The sequence below is a fragment of the Roseobacter sp. HKCCA2468 genome (assembly GCF_037805105.1).
Lineage (GTDB): Bacteria > Pseudomonadota > Alphaproteobacteria > Rhodobacterales > Rhodobacteraceae > M30B80.
In genome coordinates this window covers 1-2028 of the sequence record NZ_JBBLYN010000021.1, presented here as the reverse complement: position 1 = coordinate 2028, position 2028 = coordinate 1, and the positions used below count along the sequence as shown (strand labels likewise).

Annotated in this window: 1 protein-coding gene; it reads left to right on the top strand. The window is 48.6% G+C overall.

Annotated elements, in window-relative coordinates; all coding sequences use genetic code 11:
* Positions 1-38: 38 nt before the first annotated feature.
* Positions 39-2028, top strand: a 1990-nt coding sequence (locus AAC620_RS12330) for a hypothetical protein (RefSeq protein ID WP_340245409.1), incomplete at its 3' end; no start/stop codon positions are given.

Genomic DNA, 2028 nt, shown 5'->3' with positions numbered 1-2028 from the left:
ACTCGATCCGTCTGGCGATTGCCAATAGCGCAAATGACTTGAGTGAGCTGCAGACCTTCTCCGCACTCAAGACACTGATCGAAGACACAGCACAAGCGGCCAATACCATCCAAGCATACGGGGCGGCGGATAGCAGTGCAGCCACGCCTGAGCCCACTGAAGACGATTACGCCGCCATCGGTGTCACAGGCGTCACCAGCCTCAACGTCGCAGCCATCAACAGCTCACTCGCTGAAGCAAACGTCCTCGATACCATCACAAGCTCTGTTGCCGCAGAAGCACAAGATATCGTCAACACATGGGCGAAAGTGCAAGCGCTCGCTGATGGCGAAACCGATACAAAAGATGTGTCGACTTCTTATGTCGATTTTATGCCAACATTTAGCAGTAGCACGGCGATAGCTGACGGCGTTACTTATACGGTCTCCGCAAACGACCTTTGGATAGATGGCTGGGGCACATATCATGCCTACTTCGCATTTGATGGCGGAACGGCTGACAGAAACTCATGGATTGCGGATTTGCGTGACGGCTATGACACACTTACCGTCACGACTGACGACGCCAACGGATTCAAAATTGGAAAATATTCAATTACTCACCATAATTATTATACATACGAGGGTTGGAATATTGCCGGGCAGTATTTTGATGGATCAGAATGGGTTTGGGAAACAATAGACTCTTTCGCTACCTCTAACGGAGGCGATGAGGCTTATAAAAATACCACACAAACGTACTATGCAGATTTAAGCATTAGTGACCAACATAATTATCAAAATTTCCGATTTGAAATTACTGACTCTTGGGCGCATACGCCTGGGTGGTATGCTCTGCCAGAATTAACAATATTTAAAGCAGAAGAGACAGTTTCTGCCAACAATAGCCTTAGCCTGTCCGTATCGGATTTTGAACTTCTTGGGGTTCGCAATAATGGCGCCCCCATTACTGCAATAGAAGCGAACTATTTAAGCCACCTGTTGGACAAGGGTGAGATATCAGATATCAATGCAGTAGAAAAAATTCAAAATTACTATAACGCTTTGCACGCGCTCTTAACAACTGCTGATCAGACAGCGGTATCTGATGTTACGCGAGAGCAATTGAATCTTTTGGGTATCACGCTTGTAAATTCAGATGCACGATACACTGCGATCTTGGGGCACATAAAGGCGGGGACGAAGTCGGGGTCTAGCAGCGTCGCTTATGACGCTGCAATCTTCGATCACTTCAGCGAAATCCGCAATGAGCTGGTCGCAACGATTACAGGATTAACAATTGTTGAAAGAGCTGCAGAGTTTGATGCGGCCACAGCATCTAATCCAACGGTTGGTGATTATTATGGTGTGAACGCGTTATCGTCTAATGGCGCTTCCGTTACGAGTTCAAATCTTGCTGCTGTAAACTCGATGCTGAATACGTCCGCTGTTACCGGCGCGATTGCTGCAGACCCAGCGGCTCTGCGGGTATTGGTTGGCTATTATCAAGAGATATTGACCGCGGCGGCAGATGTGAATGCTGCGGGTACGCTGTCGTTGTCGGTTGATAATTACCAATCCATCGGTCTCGTTGGATTCTCGAGTAATTCAGCAAAAGCGGACATCCAGGCTGCATTATTAAACGATGTTATTGAATCCAAAACTGCAGCATCAGCGGTTGACCGTATTGCCGAGGTTCAGGCACTGAGCGACGCTGTTGTCTCAGTTCTTCGTACGGTTGATGGTGAAACCCCCGCGATCACTCAAGCTGAGTTGGAGCTCCTGGGCTTTGCGGGCGTCACAACGAACAACCTGAGCGCCATTCAGAAAGCGCTCTCTGATGTGGATACATCGAGCAACTATGATCTGGTTGATACCTTATCTGAGGTAACGGCTATCGTGAACAACGCCATTGCGGCTCTCGAAGCGGTGAAGACCGAAGCCGGTGCGAATGATGGTGATAGTGTTACAGCTTCTCAGCTCGTAGCGATGGGTGTTGAAGGGGCTGTTGAGACCGGTTCCGGTGCCAATATGGCATTGATTAATAGCG